General features: G+C 64.7%; 15 protein-coding genes. 10 read left to right on the top strand and 5 right to left on the bottom strand.

Annotated elements, in window-relative coordinates; translation table 11 throughout:
• The first annotated feature begins 87 nt into the window (after positions 1-87).
• Positions 88-1,341: an acetyl-CoA C-acetyltransferase gene (locus U9J33_RS09275; RefSeq protein ID WP_324694689.1), complete on the top strand. Its 1,254-nt coding sequence runs from the start codon at positions 88-90 to the stop codon at positions 1,339-1,341.
• Positions 1,342-1,364: 23 nt separating this feature from the next.
• Complete coding sequence (locus U9J33_RS09270) at positions 1,365-1,853, top strand: MarR family winged helix-turn-helix transcriptional regulator (RefSeq protein ID WP_054441481.1); 489 nt, start codon at positions 1,365-1,367, stop codon at positions 1,851-1,853.
• Positions 1,854-1,965: 112 nt separating this feature from the next.
• Here the strand turns inward: U9J33_RS09270 and U9J33_RS09265 are convergent, their stop codons facing one another.
• Positions 1,966-2,283, bottom strand: coding sequence for a hypothetical protein (locus tag U9J33_RS09265; protein WP_054441479.1), 318 nt, complete (start codon positions 2,281-2,283; stop codon positions 1,966-1,968).
• A 356-nt stretch (positions 2,284-2,639) separates the two neighbouring features.
• Here U9J33_RS09265 and U9J33_RS09260 point away from each other — a divergent pair, with 356 nt between their 5' ends.
• Genes U9J33_RS09260 through U9J33_RS09240 form a run of 5 tightly spaced genes read left to right on the top strand, consistent with a single transcriptional unit; the run spans position 2,640 to position 8,379 of the window.
• On the top strand, positions 2,640-3,869 hold the full coding sequence (locus tag U9J33_RS09260) for a CoA transferase (protein WP_324694686.1): 1,230 nt from the start codon (positions 2,640-2,642) through the stop codon (positions 3,867-3,869).
• Positions 3,870-3,916: 47 nt separating this feature from the next.
• Positions 3,917-4,207, top strand: a complete 291-nt coding sequence (locus tag U9J33_RS09255; protein ID WP_054441477.1) for a hypothetical protein — start codon at positions 3,917-3,919, stop codon at positions 4,205-4,207.
• A gap of 44 nt (positions 4,208-4,251) precedes the next feature.
• Positions 4,252-5,766, top strand: coding sequence for a class I adenylate-forming enzyme family protein (locus U9J33_RS09250; RefSeq protein ID WP_324694683.1), 1,515 nt, complete (start codon positions 4,252-4,254; stop codon positions 5,764-5,766).
• The gene (locus U9J33_RS09245; RefSeq protein ID WP_324694681.1) at positions 5,756-6,955 is read left to right on the top strand and encodes a CoA transferase; all 1,200 of its coding nucleotides are present in this window, start codon (positions 5,756-5,758) and stop codon (positions 6,953-6,955) included. The genes U9J33_RS09250 and U9J33_RS09245 overlap by 11 nt, the downstream gene beginning before the upstream one ends.
• Complete coding sequence (locus U9J33_RS09240; protein WP_324694679.1) at positions 6,949-8,379, top strand: amidohydrolase family protein; 1,431 nt, start codon at positions 6,949-6,951, stop codon at positions 8,377-8,379. Before U9J33_RS09245 ends, U9J33_RS09240 begins: the two co-directional genes overlap by 7 nt.
• On the opposite strand, the gene U9J33_RS09235 is transcribed toward U9J33_RS09240, so the two are convergent.
• Positions 8,302-9,072, bottom strand: coding sequence for an enoyl-CoA hydratase/isomerase family protein (locus tag U9J33_RS09235; RefSeq protein WP_324694677.1), 771 nt, complete (start codon positions 9,070-9,072; stop codon positions 8,302-8,304). The genes U9J33_RS09240 and U9J33_RS09235 overlap by 78 nt on opposite strands.
• Before the next feature lie 495 nt (positions 9,073-9,567).
• Here U9J33_RS09235 and U9J33_RS09230 point away from each other — a divergent pair, with 495 nt between their 5' ends.
• A complete protein-coding gene (locus U9J33_RS09230; RefSeq protein WP_054441468.1) occupies positions 9,568-10,371 on the top strand; it encodes a helix-turn-helix domain-containing protein in 804 nt (267 codons plus the stop codon).
• A gap of 99 nt (positions 10,372-10,470) precedes the next feature.
• Here the strand turns inward: U9J33_RS09230 and U9J33_RS09225 are convergent, their stop codons facing one another.
• Positions 10,471-11,805 (bottom strand): amidohydrolase family protein, encoded by a 1,335-nt coding sequence (locus U9J33_RS09225; protein ID WP_324694674.1) that lies wholly within the window; start codon positions 11,803-11,805, stop codon positions 10,471-10,473.
• A 239-nt stretch (positions 11,806-12,044) separates the two neighbouring features.
• On the opposite strand from U9J33_RS09225, the gene U9J33_RS09220 reads away from it, so the two are divergent.
• Positions 12,045-14,255, top strand: a complete 2,211-nt coding sequence (locus U9J33_RS09220; RefSeq protein WP_324694672.1) for an acyl-CoA dehydrogenase — start codon at positions 12,045-12,047, stop codon at positions 14,253-14,255.
• Positions 14,256-14,278: 23 nt separating this feature from the next.
• Positions 14,279-15,115, top strand: coding sequence for an enoyl-CoA hydratase/isomerase family protein (locus tag U9J33_RS09215; RefSeq protein WP_324694670.1), 837 nt, complete (start codon positions 14,279-14,281; stop codon positions 15,113-15,115).
• 96 nt (positions 15,116-15,211) lie between these two features.
• Here U9J33_RS09215 and U9J33_RS09210 read toward each other — a convergent pair whose 3' ends face one another.
• On the bottom strand, positions 15,212-15,952 hold the full coding sequence (locus U9J33_RS09210; RefSeq protein ID WP_231636192.1) for a TetR/AcrR family transcriptional regulator: 741 nt from the start codon (positions 15,950-15,952) through the stop codon (positions 15,212-15,214).
• A gap of 73 nt (positions 15,953-16,025) precedes the next feature.
• A complete protein-coding gene (locus U9J33_RS09205; RefSeq protein WP_185997582.1) occupies positions 16,026-17,510 on the bottom strand; it encodes an aldehyde dehydrogenase family protein in 1,485 nt (494 codons plus the stop codon).

Here is a 17,510-nt window from a genome sequence, read left to right as displayed (position 1 = left end):
CCAATTGCAATTCCCCGAAGGCACCAGCATGACCGCCGGCAAAAGGCGCCGCGCGCGCCGAGACCGGGAATTCGAGGAGACGAGACCGTGACCGAAGCCTATATCATCGACGCCGTGCGTACGCCCCGAGGCATCGGCAAGATGGGCAAGGGCGCCCTTTCGCAGATGCATCCCGAGCATCTTTCCGCCACGGTCCTCGCCGCGCTCAAGGACCGCAACGGGTTCGATACCGCCGACGTCGACGACGTGATCTGGGGCGTGTCGGCAGCGATCGGCCTTCAGGGCGGCGACATCGGCCGCATGGCCGCGCTCGACGCCGGATACGATTTCCGGGCTGGCGGCGTCACGCTCAACCGCTTCTGCGGTTCCAGCATCACCGCCACCAACCTCGCCTCGGCGATGATCATGTCCGGCATGTCCGACCTGATGGTGGCAGGCGGGATGGACATGCTGTCCTACGCCAATGCACACGGCATGAAGATGCGCGAAGCCGGCGTCGGCAGCGCCGGCATGGGCGCCGGCAATCCCCGCCTCCAGGCCAAGCACCCGCAGACCAACCAGGGCATCGCGGCCGATGCGATCGCCGCCATGGAAGGCATCAGCCGCGCGGAACTCGAAGCCTTCGGCGTCGAAAGCCAGCGCCGCGCCGCCGCCGCGATCGCGGAAGGCCGCTTCGACAGGTCCACGATCGTCGTGAAGGACGACGAGGGCAACATCATCCTCGACCATGAGGAATACCCCCGCCCCGACACGACGGCCGAAGGCCTTGCCCAGCTCAAGCCCGCCTTCGAGATGTTCTACAACATGCCCTCGGCACCCGGCGGCAAGACCTATGTCGAACTGATAAATCAGGTCTATCCCGACCTCGAGGTCAAGCCGATCCACCACGTCGGCATCTCCTCCGGCGTTGTCGACGGTGCTTCGGCGATCCTTCTCGCCTCGAAGGACTATGCGCAAAAGCATGGCCTGAAGCCGCGTGCCCGCATCGTCGCCATGGCGGAAATCGGCGATTGTCCGACCCTGATGCTCAACGGCCCGGTACCGGCTGCGAAAAAGGTTCTCGCCAAGGCAGGTCTCACCAAGGACCAGATCGACGTATGGGAAGTGAACGAGGCTTTCGCCGTCGTCGTCGAGAAACTGATCCGCGACCTTGACCTTGACCGTGCGAAGGTCAATCCGAACGGCGGCTCGATCGCGCTCGGCCATCCCATCGCGGGAACCGGCGCAATCCTCATCGGCACCGCGCTCGACGAGCTCGAACGGACCGGTGGGCGCTACGGCCTCATCACCATGTGTGCGGCCGGCGGCATGGCGCCGGCCATCATCATCGAACGCGTCTGAAAGCGTCAGGCAAGGAGCATTGAGTGGCAACCGAGGCGGAAGAAAAGTTGACCGGCAAACTGGGCGAGGCCCTGAACGACCGCGACATCAGCACGCGGCGGCAGGTGGGGCTGCGCATGACGGTGATCTCCCGCCTCCAGCGCAACAATTTCGATCGCAAGGTGACGACGCTGAACGTCACCCGCTCGCAATGGGCGATGATCGCGGTGGTTTCGCGCTATCCCGGCTCCACCCAGCGGACCATCGCGGAATACCTGGAGATGTCGGAAGCCTCGGCCGGGCGCCTGATCGACCGGCTCTGCGCCGAAGGACTGCTGGAACGCCGGGACCGCGTGGACGATCGCCGCGCGCGCGCGGTGTACCTCACCGATGAAGCCCGCCCCTTGCTCGACCAGCTCGGCGAGATCGCGAACGAAAGCGAGGAACGCATGTTCCACGGCTTTTCCGACGCCGAGGTGGAGCAACTGCGCGACTATATGAACCGTATCTACGACAACGTCAGCCGGGGATGAAAACAGGGGCGCTTCCGCCCCTTTCTCTCATCCCGGATACGATACGAAAAAGGGCGGCACCGGGGTGCCGCCCTTTTCTGTTTGAAGCCCCGAAAGGCCTGCTTCGCGAAGCTTACTTCGCCGAAGCAATGTCCTTCTTGGAGAGCGAGGTCGTGAGCTTGCCGTCAACGTTGGCGAGGCTCGAAGCCGGAACGGTCACGAGGCGGCCGTTGAGGATCACCTGCGGATTGCCGTCGGCAGCAACGCGGTAGATCGGGGCCAGGCGATAGCCGTTGGCGGCATAGAGCATCTTGCCGGCGGTCAGGTCGACCGGAGCGGCAGCTTCCTCGGTGACGGCGCGGACCGACTGGGTGGTCTCCGCGAAAGCAGCCGGAACGATGGCGAAAGAGGCAACCGAGGCAGCAGCGGCAAGGGCAACGAACTTCTTCATGAGGTATCTCCGGAATTCTGTCGTTCTGTTGAGGTCCTCTCAACTTACTAACCTAGGTTAGGAGTTGCTGTACAAAGAGTCAATTGCGTTTTGCGCATGCAGCAGAGGATTTTTCGCAACCATCGCTCCGGCGCGGAATGCGGCGTGCGGGCATGCTTCGCAGTGCAGCATGAGGTCATCGCACCGGCGTACCGAGGCGGCGGCGCGCGGCATGATCGTGGGCACGATGGCGCGCGGGTTGCCAGTCTCCGGCTTTGCGCTCAAATCGGAACCAGCCTCGGCGGGGCGCGGTTTCCTGCCTTACGAGACCGAAAATACAGATCAGATCACAAGAGAAAAACGGGGACAGGCAGCAGATGTCGACAAAGGTCATGCAGGGGGTTCGCGTCCTCGAAGTAGCGCAGTTCACCTTCACGCCGGCTGCCGGCGCGATCCTCGCCGACTGGGGCGCGGACGTCATCAAGATCGAACATCCGGTGCGCGGCGACACCCAGCGCGGTTTTCTCAACATGGGCGGCGTGCAGCTCGATCCCCTCCGCCACACGCTGTTCGAACACCCCAATCGCGGCAAGCGCAGCGTCGGCATCGACCTTTCCACCACGGAAGGTCAGGAACTGCTCTACGAACTCGCCAAGCAGTGCGACGTGTTCCTCACCAACTACCTGCCGCAAGCGCGCCAGAAGAACCGCTTCGACATCGAGCACATCCGCGCGGCCAACCCGAAGATCATCTACGCGCGCGGCAGCGCCTGGGGCGACAAGGGCCCCGAACGCGAAAAGGGCGGTTTTGACGGCACGGCCTTCTGGTCGCGCAGCGGCATTGCCGACTGCATGACGCCGCCCGAATTGCCCGGCCCGCTTTCGCAAGGCATGCCTGCCTTCGGCGACTCCATCGGCGGCATGTTCATTGCCGGCGGCATTTCCGCCGCCCTGTTCCACCGGGAAAAGACGGGCGAAGCCGCCGAGCTGGACGTCTCTCTGATGAGCACCGCGGCATGGGCCTCGGGCGCCAACATCGCGCAGGCCGTCGAAACCGGCGTCATCACCAGGAACTCGATGCCCAGCTCCGGCGGCAGCGCCAAGAACCCCTTCATGGGCAACTTCTGGACCTCCGACGGACGCACGATCAACTTGTGCATGGTCAGCCCGACCGGCCTGATCCGCGATACCTTCGAACACATCGGCCGCCCCGAAGCGGCAGATGACCCCCGCTTCCAGGATGTGCTCAGCCTGATCGAGAATTCGAAGGCCGCCAGCGAGATCCTCATCGAAGCTTTCGCCAGCAAGCCCTTCGCCTACTGGCGTGAACATCTCAAGACGCTGAAGGGCCAGTGGGCGCCGATCCTCAACCTGCTCGAACTCGCAGGCGACGAACAGGCGCTCGCCAATGACCTGCTGGTCGAAGTCGAGGCTGCCGACGGCGGCGAGCCGCTCAAGCTGGTGCGCGGCCCGGTGCAGTGGAACGGCGAGGCGCTGGAGACGACGCGTTCTCCGCAGGCCTCCGAACATACCGAAATCGTGCTCATGGAAATGGGCGTGGAGTGGGACAAGATCGAGGAGCTCAAGGCCAGAGGCGCGATCGCCTGATCGCCCTCGCCCCGCCTCCAAGCATACAAAGACAAGGAACTGCGACAATGAAGCCTGGAACCCGTCTGAAAAGCGCCGCCTGCGACACCGAGGTCATGGTGATCCGCTGCGCCGACGGTACGATCGAATGCGGCGGCGCCCCGATGGGCGAGGCAAAGCCTGCCGAACCCGCCCCGCTCGCTGCCGATTTCTCCGCCGGCACCCTGATGGGCAAGCGCTACGTCGACAGTGACGGCAAGTACGAACTGCTCTGCGTGAAGCCCGGCAAGGGATCGCTCTCGGTCGATGGCGTGGCCCTGGTCGTCAAGGACGCCAAGCCGCTGCCGGCCTCCGACTGACCCCGGCCAGCCTCCCGCAAGCGCTTCAAGGCACGAACGACCAGATGAACATCGCTCTCCTTCTCGAAATGGCGGCAGAAGCCGCGCCCGACCGCGTCGGCCTCGTCTGCGAGGGCAAGCGCTGGACTTATGGCGACCTGCTCGCCGCGGCCAGGGGCGCCTTCGAACTGATCCGGCAAAGCGAGGCCGAATACGTCGCCCTGCTCGACGAAAGCAGCGAAGCGGCGGTGATCGCGGTGTTCGGCGCAGCCCTCGCGGGCGTGCCCTATTGCCCCCTCAACTACCGCCTGCCCGACGCCGACCTCGCCGCCCTGCTCGGCCGCATCTCCCCCGCGCTCGTCATCGGCGATGAAGAGCGCATCACCCGCATCGGCGGCGACCAGCAGCACATCGTGCTGTCACGCGAAGAGTTCGCGCTCAAGGCGCAGGAAACCGTTCCTGCCGACGATGCACGCGAATACGATCCCGGCGCCGACGAAGCGGGAAGCGGCGTGGCGATCCAGCTCTTCACCAGCGGTACGACGGCGGCGCCCAAGGCGGCGATCCTGCGCCACTCCAACCTGCTGGGCTACATCCTGGGGACCATCGAGTTCGGCTCCGCGGACGAAGCGGATGCCGCACTGGTCGTGGTGCCGCCTTACCATATCGCGGGCATCTCCGCCCTGCTCTCGTCGATCTATGCGCTGCGCACGATCGTCATGCTCCCCGCCTTCTCGCCCGAAGGCTGGCTGGAACTGGTCGCCGGCGAACGCGTCTCCAATGCCTTCGTCGTGCCGACCATGCTCTCGCGCATCATCGAGGCCATGGAGCGCGCGGAAAAATCCGACGTATCCAGCCTGCGCGCAGTCGCCTATGGCGGTGGCAAGATGCCCATCGAAGTCATCCGCAAGGCTCTGGACCTGTTCCCCACGGCGGGCTTCACCAATGCCTATGGCCTTACCGAGACCAGTTCGACCGTCGCCCTGCTCGGCCCGGAAGACCATCGGGAAGCGCTGGCTTCGCAGGATCCGAAAGTTCGCGCCCGGCTGACCTCGCTCGGCAAGCCTATCCCGACGGTGGAGATCGAGATCCGGGGTGAAAGCGGCGAAGTTCTTCCCGCCGGCGAACCGGGCGAGATCTACGTGCGCGGCGAACAGGTTTCGGGCGAGTACAAGGAAAAGAGTGCGCTCGATGCGCAGGGCTGGTTCCCCACCCGCGACGCCGGCTACATGGACGAGGACGGCTACCTGTTCCTCTCCGGCCGCGCGGACGACGTGATCGTGCGCGGCGGCGAGAACATGTCGCCCGGCGAAATCGAGGACGTGCTGCTGACGCATCCCGCCGTTGCGGATGCCTGCGCCTGCGCGATCCCCTCGATCGAATGGGGCGAGACTGTGGGCGTCGCCATCGTCACCCGCGATGGTCATACGGCGCCGGCCGAAGCGGAAATCAAGGACCTCGTCCGGGCCCGCCTGCGATCCTCGCGCGTGCCGGAGAAGATCGTGTTCGTCGCCGAGCTGCCCTATAACGAGATGGGCAAACTCCTGCGCCGCAAGGTGAAGGAAGTCCTTGCCGACTGACGCCGAAGCCGAAGGCCCCGCGATCCCACTGGCGCGATGGGCCGACCGGCAATTGGCGGCGCTTGCCCGCGATCATGGCCTGCCCCGTCTCGGCGGCGCTACGCTGCTTGGCGAACGGGGCGCCAACGGCGGCTATCGCATTTCCGGCAAGGTATCGGCGGGTCTGGGCGGCAGCCGCCTGCTGCCCACGCGCGACGGTGGCTGGTTCGCGCTCACCCTGATCCGCGAAATCGACCGTGAACTGCTGCCCGCGCTGTTCGGCAATGCCGACCTGGCAGTAGAGGACAGCGATGCGATCGCCGCAAACGTGGCGCGGCATGATTGCGCAGATCTTGTCGAACGAGGCCGGTTACTGGGCCTGCCGGTCGCCAGCGCGGACGAGGTTCCTGCCTCCGCCCCGATCGAGGTTCTCGAACTCGGGCCGCACCGCAGCCGCGCTGCCGGGCATCGTCCGCTGGTGGTCGATCTCTCCGCCATCTGGGCCGGGCCGCTCGCCGGACATCTGCTCTGGCAGGCAGGGATGGAAGTGGTGAAAGTCGAAAGCCGCACCCGCCCCGACCTCATCCGGCGTGACGATCCGGCCACCTTCGATCTCATCAACCAGGGCAAGGCAAGCGTACTCGTCGATTTTGGCTGCAGCGCCGAAAAGGCCCGGCTGATCGACCTGATCCGCCGCGCCGATATCGTGATCGAAAGCGCCCGGCCGCGCGCGCTCCTGCAACTCGGTATCGATGCGAATGCGCTCGTGCGCGAAGTGCCGGGGCTGGTCTGGCTCTCCGTCACCGGCCACGGAGCGCGGGGGGAGCCTGCGAACTGGGTCGGCATCGGCAACGACTGCGGGGTGGCCGGCGGCCTCGCGCGCGCCATGGCCGAAGTCACCGGGGAAATCGGGTATGTCGGCGATGCCATTGCCGATCCCCTCACCGGGGTGACTGCCGCGCGTGAAGCCATGCGCGCACTGGAGGAAGGACAGGCGCGTCGCATCGGCCTGTCGATGAGCGCGATCGTCGCCATGGCCCTTGCGGAAGAACGGGCGCACGATCCCGCGATGCTCGAATCCGAACTCCACGGCTGGGGAACCGGTATCGGACGCCCGTTTCCGGCATGCCCGCGAAGGCCTTTGACCGCCCCGGTCCATTCCCTCGGTGCCGATACCGCAAGGATCCTGCGCGAGACGGTGCAATGCTGATCCGCGATGCCGAAATCCAAGGCGAAGGCCGCGCCGACCTGCGGATCGACGGCCACCTCGTCACCGCCATCGGAACGCTGGAGCCGCGCGCCGGCGAACCTGTCATCAAGGCTCATGGCGGCGCACTGCTGCCGGGCCTCCACGATCACCACATCCACCTTGCGGCATTGGCGGTGCGGGATGCATCGGTGCCTTGCGGCCCGCCCGAAATCACGGATATCGGGGGGCTTTCCGCCGCACTTTCGCAGCCCGGAAAAGGCTGGCTGCGCGGTATCAATTTTTGCGAGAGCATAGTCGGCGGCACCCTTCCGGATGCGCGGATGCTTGACCGGATGGTCCCTGACCGTCCCGTCCGGCTGCAACATCGCACCGGACGGATGTGGTTCCTCAACAGCGCCGCGCTTGCCGAACTGCTGGACCGCGCCGCTCCGCCTCCGGGGCTTGAGCGAGAGCATGGCCGCTTTACCGGCCGGCTGTTCGATGAGGACCGCTGGCTACAGGATACGCTGGGAAGCACCCCGCCCGATTTCGCGGCCGTCAGCGCCCGGCTTGCGGCATTCGGCGTGACCGGGCTCACCGACATGTCTCCCGGCAACGATCCCGGGATGGCGCGGCATTTCGGCCAAGAGGTCGCCGCCGGGAAACTCAAGCAGAACACCGTGCTTGCCGGAGCGCTCTCGCTGGCGGGCGCTGCGCAGGAAGGGTGGCGGCTGGGACCGGCCAAGCTTCATCTCCACGAATCCGCGCTTCCCGATTTCGACGAAACCTGCCGCTGGATTTCGCAGGCCCATGCCCAGGGACGAGCGGTCGCCGTTCACTGCGTGACGGAAGTGGAACTCGTCTTCACGCTCGCACTTCTGGAGGCGAGCGGCAGTCTTGACGGCGACCGTGTGGAACATGCCTCGATCGTTTCTCCCGATCTCGCGGCAAGCATGGCGGACCTCGGGCTTCATGCCTGCGTTCAGCCGCAATTCGTCCATGAGCGCGGCGATCGTTATCTTGCGCAAGTCGAGCCGCGGCACCACCCGGACCTCTATCGCCTGCGCAGCCTGCGCGATGCGGGAATTGTCCTCGCCGGAGGAAGCGACGGACCTTACGGCAGCGTCGATCCATGGGCCGCGATGAAGGCCGCCGTGCGCCGCCTCACCCGTTCCGGGACGCCCTTCACCCCTGACGAGGCGCTGACCGCCGAGCAGGCACTGGCGCTCTATCTGGCCGATCCGCTGGATCTTTCCCGCCGCCGCCGCATTGCCGTTGGCGAACCGGCCGATCTCTGCCTGCTCGCACGCCCCTGGCATGAAGCGCGAGAGCGGCTGGACAGCCATGATGTGCGGATCACCGTGGCTTCAGGACGGGTCATCCACCAGCGCGTCGACCAGCCCCCAGTCGAGCGCTTCGCCCGCACTGAGACGGCGACCGCTTAGCACCATCAGCAAAGTCCGCTGGCGCCCGATACGGCGGCTCAGGGAAACGCATCCGCCCGCTCCCGGCAGGATGCCCATCGCCAGTTCCGGCAGCTGAAACCAGGAACGGCGCGTGGCGACGATGCGTGCGGCGAAAGCGGCCAGTTCCAGCCCGGCCCCCACGCAGGCGCCGTCGATAAGGACTTCCATCCGATTTCTGCAATGCACCGCCTCCCGCGCCGGCAGCGTCATGCTGCGGATCGCGTGAGCCATGGCGGGATCGGTGGTCGTTCCGAATTCCGAAAGTTCCGCGCCGAGACTGAACGCCTTGCCCACGGCGCGCAGGACCACTTTCGCGATCGTGGAATCGGCATTGGCGAGGGCAAATGCCTCGTGAAGAGCATCCCGCATCGTTCGGTCGATGGCATTGCCGGCCTCGGCACGATCCAGCGTGACCGTCAGCACATCGTCATCGCGCGACAGTTGCACCCCGCCTTCGCGAGGAACGACTTCGGCGCGAGGTCTACGGGAAATCCACAGCCGATGCGCGTCACTTCCCTGCAGCGCCGCGTAAGCGAGCGATTCGGCCGCCAGCGCATCCTCGTCCGGCAAGTGCGGCACAAGGCGCAGCAACTGCGTGACGATTCGGGCGGCAAGCGGTTGCGCGGCGATTGATCGCACGATCGCCCCGGCATCGAAACGCGGTTCAATCAAAGTGTCGAGTCGCGCAGCCAGGGCATGATCCCGCGAACCGATGCCAATCACCGGCACAGACGGGAGTCTCACGCCTGAAACATCATCCGTTTCCGAGCCAAGATCGACAAAGACGAACGGACGGTCCCGCACATCCCCGACCATAGACAAGTCACTGATTGGAATGGATATATCTTGAGACATCATGCGAGAAATTCAGCATTTCCACGGCTCGTTGGGCTTCGGTCATGCATGGACCCGGCGCCGGACTATGGCCAGCCCGCCGCACAAAAATTACGCCTGAACGCAGAGTTTCGTCCAAAAATGCGCAGATTTCCAAGGTTCCCGCATTTCCCGTGCGAGTGATCCTCCATCGCGTGTGCGAAGCCTATTGAAGCATCACCAGCTTGATGATAACCAAGCTTAGCAAAAAACGAGTCAGGCTCAGTTTTATAGAGACCGACTCGCGGAGAGAAGTGAGTTCACAGCAACCACACCTGAGGGAGGAGAGACCTCATGCCTGGAAAGACGACGTCATCGAACAAGGCGAAGATCGCCCGCCGCGTCATCGAAGTGCTCGAATATTTCGACGATGCCCACCGCGAAGCTACCGTCATGGATATCGTGCGGCGCTACAACCGCCCGCAATCGAGCACTTCCGAATTGCTTTCTAGCCTTGTCGAACTGGGACTTCTTCACAAGGACCCCTATTCGCGCGCTTACAGCCTCACGCCCCGCGCCGCGCTGATCGGCACTTCGGGACAGCCCGAACTCGTGCGTGACGGCCGCATCGTTCGCCTGATGGACCGACTGGTGGCACAGACCGGCCTCTCGGTCGCCCTCACCTCGATGGTCGGCCTTGACGCCCAGATCGTCAACTGGCGCCATGGTCCGCGCGCACTTGCCGCAACCCGCGAACTGGCGGGCGGCCTCAAGGAACCGCTGGCACGCAACGCCGCCGGCATGCTCATGCTTTCGACGATCACCCGCCAGCGCTGCGAAGGCATGGTGCGCCGTCTCAACGCCGAAGCGGACGAACAGTCCAAGTTCCAGTTCTCCGACATGATGGCCCGCATCGATGCCTGCCGCGATCCGCGCTACCTGTTCGGCGTTGCCGGCTTCGGCAGCGGCGCGGAAGCCCTTTCCGGGCTGGTCCCGCGTCAACCCGAAGGGCACCCGCTGGTCATCAGCCTGATCTACGGCAAGGACGACAGGGTGAACCCGGAGGCCCTGCTGCAATCGCTGAGCGATGCCATGCGCCACTGCCTGCCCGATCCCGCTGTCGCCGCCGAACCGGAACAGCTTCCGCACGCCGCATGATGCGCGCCTGATCGGGTCGCACCATCAGAACCGAAGGCCCCGCAAGTTCGCTTGCGGGGCCTTTTTCTCATGCCGATTGCAATGCCTGCCCTGCGGGCTTCAGGCCTTCTGCATCCTTGCACTGCGGCCCGTATCCTCGTGGCGCATGAACATCTTCATGATGTCGCCCGAGGTGACGGGGCGGGTCTCGTCCGCATCGACAGGACGCTCGCCCGCGGAAGACTTCGGACGGGTATCGACACCGGCCGCCTTCGCCCTTTCGCGCAGCGCGCCCACGGTCAGTTCCTCACGCGTGAAGTGTTCGAAGGGATCGAAACGGAACCAGCGCATGGCGTTTCCATGCGTGATCTTGTCGATCTGCGTCTCGGTCAGGTGGTTGATCGAGGGCCACAGGTTTTCCGGCACTTCCGGCCAAAGCGTATCGGAATGCGGATAATCGCATTCGTAGGCGATATTGTCCTCGCCGATGAAGCGGATGTTCTGGAGACCGAATGCATCGTCGATAAAGCAGTTCAGGAAGTGACGCCGGAACATCTCGCTCGGCTTCATCTTCTGGAACCGGGAATTGGTCCAGGCCTTGTGCCGCCAGTTCGAGAAATCCGCGCGTTCGGTGAAGTAGGGCACCCAGCCGATCGAGCCCTCCGAAAGGGCAATTCGCAAGTCCGGATATTCGTGCAGCGCCTCAAGCTGGAGCCAGTCGGACGCGGCATAGGCGATCGACATCGGCATGGTGGAAATCCACGCCTCGATCGGCGTTTCCATCGAGGCATGCGGTGCCGGATTTCCGCCGCCGATATGGAGGCAGATCGTCATGTCGAGATCGTTGATCGCCTTGTAGAACGGATCCCAATAGGCATTGTGGATGCTCGGCAAGCCCTGGCAGGTCGGGTTTTCGCTGATCGAGACGGTATGGCAGCCCTTGTCGGACACCCGCTTCATTTCGGTCAGGGTCGCATCCATGTCCCAGGTCGGCAGGATCGCACAGGGGATGAAACGCCCCGGATAGGCGCCGCACCACTCGTCGATATGCCAATCGTTGTAGGCACTCATGTGCACCCTGGCGAGATCGCGGTCCGCCACCCGGTGAAGGCGCCCGCCGGCAAAGTCGAACACGCTGCCGAAATTGAGCGATGCGGCAACGCCGTTGACGTCCATGTCCTTCACGCGCTCATGCACGTCATAGCAACCGGCGCGCAGCTGATCGAGCGAGGTCGGCTCCATGCCGTATTCCTCGAACGGGCGGCCGACCACGGCATTGAGCCCCACGGACGGGAATTTCTGCCCCTGATAGACCCAGAGATCCTTGCCATTCTCATCCTGGACCAGCTTCGGAGCGCTTTCCAGCGCGGCACCCGACAGGTGGTTGCGAAACATGTCCGGCGGCTCGCTGATGTGATCGTCAACGCTGATCAGCACCATGTCGTTCATCTGCATTTCAGCACTCCCGTCCTGATTGCCGGACCGGATCGGTTCCGGCGGGCGCATCTTCACGGCGCCTTGAGCATGGAGCGTATGCTTCCCCCTTCCCACCGGCCAGCGTGATCGCAGCGCGTCCGGATGAGGCCGCCAGCTATCGCGCGTGCGATTGCATAGCCGCACCGATTGAATGCAGCCGCGAGGTATGATGAGGACCGGGAAACACCAAAAACGAAAAGCCCCGGGGAAAGCCTGAAATGAACTTCGACCTCACCGACGAACAGGGCATGATGCGCGAAACCTTCGCGCGCTTCCTCGACGAGAACTCCAGCGCCGCCCATGTGCGCAAGGCACAGGAAACGCACGGCTTCGACGCCGCGATGTGGGCCGGCCTCGCCGAACTCGGCGCGTTCGCCATGCGCGTTCCCGAAGAAGCGGACGGCATGGGCCTTGGCCTGTTCGATGCCGGCCTGCTGATGGAAGAAGCCGGTCGCACGCTCGCCTCCGGCCCGCTCGCGGAAGCCCTGGTGGCAACCCGCCTGCTCGGCCTGCTGGGCGGCCAAGATGATTTGCTTGCAAGCGCAGTCGGCGGCGAAACGGTCGTGACCATCGCCATGCAGGACATCGCGCAGTTCCCCAGGCAATGGGTCGCGGGGGGTCTCGTTGCCGGCGCGGTGATTGCCCGCAAGGGGGACGACGTCGTTCTCGTCACAGTGCCCGACGAAGCACGGATCGCCGAACCCAGTCTCGCTTCCACGGCGATCGCCGAACTCGACCTTTCGGCTCTGCCCGCAGCGGTGCTGGGCAGCGGCAAGGACGCCCTGGCGCTCTTCGCCGCCGGCCTTGAGGAATGGAAACTGCTGATGGCGCTGGCACTGTCAGGCCTCAGCCGCGCCGCGCTGACGATGGCTGCGGAATATGCGGGAGAACGCAAGGCGTTCGGCGTGTTCATCGGCACCTTCCAGGCGCTGTCTCACCCGATGGCCGATCTCATCTGCGAGATCGATTCCGCCAAGTTCCTGGCGTGGAAGGCCATGCGCTCGATCGCCGACGGCGAAGCCGCAGCCGGCGCGCAGATATCGCTGGCCGCATGGTATGCGGCAGGCGCGGCCGGGCGCACCGTGCGTCATGCCGTACAGACCTTCGGCGGCATCGGCCTCACCACCGAACACGACGTCCACCTCTACAACTTGCGCGCCAAGGCCTGGCCGCTCGTTGCGGGCGACCCCGAGGACTGGCTGGCCGAAGCCGGGCGCCGTCTCTACGCCGGCGAAGCGGCCAGCCTGCCCGACGTGGGCGATGTGCCGGTCGAATTCGACCTGGGCGAGGATGCCCGCGCAATCCAGCAGGAAATCCGCGAATTCTTCGCCAAGAACGTCACCGATGAACAGCGCGAGAAGTTCCACTTCTCATGGGAAGGCCACAATCCCGTCATCCACAAGCAGTTGGTGGAGGCCAACCTCGCCTACCTGCAACTGCCCAAGGATATCGGCGGGCGCGGCCTCAGCCCTTATGCGGTTACCGCCGCGCGCGATGCCTTCGAGGAAGAGCATTGGAACAATCCGGTCGCCAATGTCGCGCAGATGGTGGCGCTCATCATGTACCGCTTCGGCACCGACGAACTGAAGCGCGACGTGCTGTCCAAGGTCATGGCCGGCGAGGCGATCTGCTCGCTCGGCTATTCGGAGCCCGGCTGCGGATCGGACGTGTTCGCCGCGCAGTGCAAGGCGACCCAGCTTGACGACGGTTCCTGGCGGATCGACGGCACCAAGATGTGGACCAGCGGCGCCAACCTCACCGACTATGTCCTGATGCTCTGCCGCACCGATCCCGATGCGCCCAAGCACAAGGGCCTGACGATGTTCATCGTGCCGCTGAAGGCTGAGGGTGTCACCGTTCAGGGTGTCCACACCTTCATGGACGAACGCACCAACATCACCTTCTACGACAACGTCCGCATTCCCGACACCTGGCGCCTGGGCGGCATCAATGCCGGCGGCCGGACCATGGCGGCCAGCCTCGAACTCGAACACGGCGGCGGTTTCGCCAAAGTGCAACGGGCGATGCTCGAAAACGCCGTCGAACTCTGCAAGGAAATTCCCGTGGCCGGCGGCGGCAAGCTGATCGAGACCGCCAAGGCGCAGAGCAGGCTGGCACGCACTTACGCGAATGTGCTGGCCTCGGAACTGATCGCCTACCGCGCGAACTGGACGCAGGTGCACGGCAAGGGCAACGGCGCTTATGGCCCGATGGCGAAGATGTTCTCGTCCGAACTGTTCATCACCGACTCGCGCGACCTGCTCGACCTGACGGCGCCCTATTCGCTGTCCAAGCGCAAGGGGGCCGCCAATGCGCTCAACCTCGCCTATCGCCACGCGCACGGGACGACCATTTACGGCGGCACCAGCCAGGTGCACCGTTCCATGATCGCGGAAAAAGGCCTCGGCCTGCCGCGCTCGCGTAACTAAGGCGCGGAACCGAAGGACATACGATGACCGAAGAAGCACCGCACCTTCTGACCGAGGAACAGGACGGAATCCTGATCGCCACGCTCAACCGGCCCGACAAGCTCAACGCCATCAGCCGGCAGATGATGGATCTCCTCACCGAGGCGGTCCTGCACTTTCGCGAGACGCCCGAACTCAAGGTGATGCTGATCCGCTCGGCAGGCCGGTATTTCAGTTCCGGCGCGGACCTGCGCGGCGGCAACCAGAACATCGTCTCACCCGTCTCCACCGGCGGCAGCGCGCGCGGCATTCGCGAGAACCACCGGCTCAATCTCAACAACATGCAGCAGTTGTGGGATGAGATCGAGCATATCGAAAAGCCCTTCGTTGTCGCGCATCATGCCATGTGCGTCGGCGGCGGACTGGAGATGAGCCTCTCGTGCGACTTCCGCCTCGCCGCGAAAAGCGCCGCCTATGCCTTCCCCGAAGGCCTGTTCGGCGTACTTCCGGCGTCCGGCGGGGTCTCGCGCCTGACACGCATCTGCGGGCCGCATTGGGCGCGCTGGCTCATCATGGCGAACAAGCCCGCCCCGGCGGACATGGCCCTGACCATGGGCCTCGTGCATCAGGTCTATGAGGACGAGACGTTCGAGGACGACGTCATGGACTTCTGCCGCCATCTTGCCAAACAGAACCCGGAACAGATGGGCGCGGCGAAAGTCGCGATCGAGCTTTGCGCCGAAGTGGGGCGCGATTCTGCCCGCCATGTCGAACGCATGGCCAACAGTGCTCTCATGCTCAACCCGGACTACATCCGCGGGATGGAGCGGTATCTCAAGGGCGTTGGCGGCAAGGGTGCCGGCAGCAGCGGCAAGGGCTGAACTCCAGCCCTGATCCGGAGAATGCAGGCAGGGCGGGAGAGCGATCTCCCGCCCTGCTTGCATTCGCAACCGTAAATCGCGAAAACAGCCTGCTTCTCAGCCTTCGGCCCTCGCCCGCTCCCGCGTATCGCGGATCGCCAGTTCGATGAGCCGCGCATTGATTTCGAGCAGGCTCTCTTCCCGCCTCCCCGGCAAGGTGCCGAGCACGCGGTGGAGTCTTCTGTCCGTGGCCAGGGTGATCGAACGTTCGATACCCGTCATCAGCGTGGTCGCCATCAGAACCGCTGTGTCTCCCAGCACGCCGCGAGGGTCCATCTGCGCCACCATCAGCCCGATCAGCGGCCGCGTCGAATTGACGCGCTGGTGCATGATGCGGATGTCGAACTGGTCCGCCATCGAGTTGCGCAAGTGGAGCAGCCCCGTGTGGCGCGACCAGAAATCGTGGTAGGACCGCACGAACGTCATGGACGCCGGTCCCAGTTCGTCGTCCGCCCAATACGGCCGCACCAACGCGAAGTAGTCTTCCTGCGCCGTCCCCATCACCGGTTCGAGCACCGCCAGCAGCAGTTCGGTCAGGTCCGTAAAGTAGTTGTAGAGCGAGGTCATGCCGAGCCCCACCGCGCGCGCCACCGCACCCAGCGTGACCGGCTCGTCGGAGTTCTCGACCAGTTCAATCGTCGCTGCGAGAATGCGTTCGCGCGTGATCCGGCCTTTCCGGCCGAGCTTCTGACCGTGGAGGTTGTGGCTCACCGCGGCGCTGGCATCGGTCACCGCGGCGGCGAGCCGGGGCGGCAGGGCGATGATGCCCTGCTCCTGCCCGCCTTCCGAAACCGGCACTGCCGGCTCCGGTCCGGACTCTTCCGAAAGAGGTCCCACCGAAGCCGGGCCTATGACACCGGGTTTCGCGACGTCAGGCCGCCTGGACCTGGCCGACCGGCCAGGCGAGGATCTTGACGTCGGTGAACTCCTCAATGCCTTCGACACCCCATTCGCGACCCATTCCGCTGGCCTTGTAACCGCCGAAGGGAATATCGCCGGCAATGCACATGCCGTTGTTGATGCTCATCGAGCCCGTGCGCACGCGCTTGGCGATACCAATCGCCCGATTGAGATCGCCCGAGCTTACACCGCCGGATAGGCCATAGGAGCTCTGGTTGGCAATGCGCACCGCGTCATCGTCGTCCTCATAGGGGATCACCACCAGCACCGGACCGAAGATCTCTTCCTGGGCGATGCGCATGTCATTGGTGACGTCTGCGAAGCAAGTGGGCTCCACGAAGTAGCCGCCGCCCTTGTCCGGACGGATATTGCCTCCCGCGAGCAAGGTTGCGCCTTCCTCCTGGCCGAGATCGATATAGCTCTTCACCCGCTCCATCTGGCGGCGGGAGATGACAGGGCCCATGATGTGCGCCGGATTGGCGATATCGCCCCAGTTGTCGCCGAAGTTGCCGTAGGCTCCCTTGAGGATCGCCTTGGCCTCTTCGTAGCGGCTGCGCGGAACCAGCAGGCGCGACTGCACGGCGCATCCCTGCCCGGCATGGAACACCAGCATCGCCATGCCCACTTCCATCGCGAAGTTCGGAGCATCGTCCAGCACGATCTTGGCCGACTTGCCGCCCAGTTCGAGGAACACGCGCTTCAGCGTGGGCGCGCCCTGCTCCATGATGCGCTTGCCGACGCCGGTGGAGCCGGTGAACGAGATCAGGTCGACGCGCGGATCGGTGACGAGCATTTCACCCGCCAGCGCCGGATCGGCGCCGAACACCACGTTGATGACACCATCGGGGAAGCCGGCTTCCTTCGCGAGTTCCCCGAAGATCGCGCCCATGCCCGGCGTGTCCGGCGCGGGCTTGAGGATCACCGTGCAGCCCGCCAGCAGCGCGGCCACCATCTTGCCGATGTTGACATAGAGCGGAACGTTCCAGGGCGTGATCGCGCCGACCACGCCGATCGCTTCACGCACGCCGACGCGCTTGTGAACCATGCCGAAGGCGGACTTCTCGCCGTAGTCCTTTTCCCATTCGAGATTGTCGAACACGGCCATGTAATCGTCCCAGCCGTCCATCGCCATGCCGACATGGGCGCGGCTGACCGCACCCTGCGCCGCGCCGGCTTCGTTGATCGCCAGTTCGGCAAGACGCGGACGAGCAGCCTCGAACAGGTCGCGGTACTTCTTCACCAGCGCCACGCGCTTCTCGATGTTGGTCGACCAGTCGCTCTCGTCGAAGGCGCGGCGCGCGGCGGCGATCGCGGCATTCACGTCGTCGGCCGTGGCGTCGGCCGCCTTGCCCACCGGCTCACCGGTCCATGGGCTGACGACGTCGAACGTCCCGCCATTGCTGGCGCCGCGCAGTTGGCCGTCGATAAAGAGCTTGGCTTCGGGAAGAATGGTCAT

The organism is Novosphingobium sp. RL4, from assembly GCF_035658495.1.
GTDB lineage: Bacteria > Pseudomonadota > Alphaproteobacteria > Sphingomonadales > Sphingomonadaceae > Novosphingobium.
This window is presented reverse-complemented; position numbering and strand designations above follow the sequence as displayed.

Bases quoted from the DNA above. Each gene is read 5' to 3' on its own strand.
- U9J33_RS09240 (WP_324694679.1), top strand. From the start codon at position 6,949: ATGCTGATCCGCGATGCCGAAATCCAAGGCGAAGGCCGCGCCGACCTG.
- U9J33_RS09215 (WP_324694670.1), top strand. From the start codon at position 14,279: ATGACCGAAGAAGCACCGCACCTTCTGACCGAGGAACAGGACGGAATC.
- U9J33_RS09260 (WP_324694686.1), top strand. From the start codon at position 2,640: ATGTCGACAAAGGTCATGCAGGGGGTTCGCGTCCTCGAAGTAGCGCAG.
- U9J33_RS09220 (WP_324694672.1), top strand. From the start codon at position 12,045: ATGAACTTCGACCTCACCGACGAACAGGGCATGATGCGCGAAACCTTC.
- U9J33_RS09265 (WP_054441479.1), bottom strand. From the start codon at position 2,283: ATGAAGAAGTTCGTTGCCCTTGCCGCTGCTGCCTCGGTTGCCTCTTTC.
- U9J33_RS09255 (WP_054441477.1), top strand. From the start codon at position 3,917: ATGAAGCCTGGAACCCGTCTGAAAAGCGCCGCCTGCGACACCGAGGTC.
- U9J33_RS09225 (WP_324694674.1), bottom strand. From the start codon at position 11,805: ATGCAGATGAACGACATGGTGCTGATCAGCGTTGACGATCACATCAGC.
- U9J33_RS09205 (WP_185997582.1), bottom strand. From the start codon at position 17,510: ATGACCATTCTTCCCGAAGCCAAGCTCTTTATCGACGGCCAACTGCGC.
- U9J33_RS09250 (WP_324694683.1), top strand. From the start codon at position 4,252: ATGAACATCGCTCTCCTTCTCGAAATGGCGGCAGAAGCCGCGCCCGAC.
- U9J33_RS09230 (WP_054441468.1), top strand. From the start codon at position 9,568: ATGCCTGGAAAGACGACGTCATCGAACAAGGCGAAGATCGCCCGCCGC.